Annotated in this window: 1 protein-coding gene; it reads left to right on the top strand. The window is 61.7% G+C overall.

Annotated features, from left to right (window positions below; all coding sequences use genetic code 11):
* Positions 1 to 303 (top strand): efflux RND transporter permease subunit (locus EOD29_RS31140; RefSeq protein WP_164763915.1); only part of this gene is annotated, 303 nt, incomplete at both ends.

Genomic DNA, 303 nt, shown 5'->3' with positions numbered 1-303 from the left:
ATGTTCAGCACGGTCCCCGGCGGCTTCGTGCCGTCTCAGGACAAGCAGTATCTGATCGGCTTCGCCCAGTTGCCGGATGCTGCAAGCCTCGACCGCACGGAAGACGTCATCAAGCGCATGACCGATATCGCGCTGGCGCAGCCGGGCGTTGCCAATGCGATCGCCTTCCCGGGGCTGTCGATCAACGGCTTCACCAACTCCTCGAATGCCGGCATCGTCTTCGTGACGCTGAAGGACTTCGAAGAGCGCAAGACGCCGGATCTCTCGGGCGGCGCAATCGCTATGGCGCTGAACCAGAAATTC

Origin of the sequence: Mesorhizobium sp. M1A.T.Ca.IN.004.03.1.1 (assembly GCF_003997555.1) — a bacterium.
Taxonomy (GTDB): Bacteria; Pseudomonadota; Alphaproteobacteria; order Rhizobiales; family Rhizobiaceae; genus Mesorhizobium.
The sequence above is the reverse complement of the archived record's forward strand: the minus strand, read 5'-3'. Positions and strand labels throughout refer to the sequence as shown.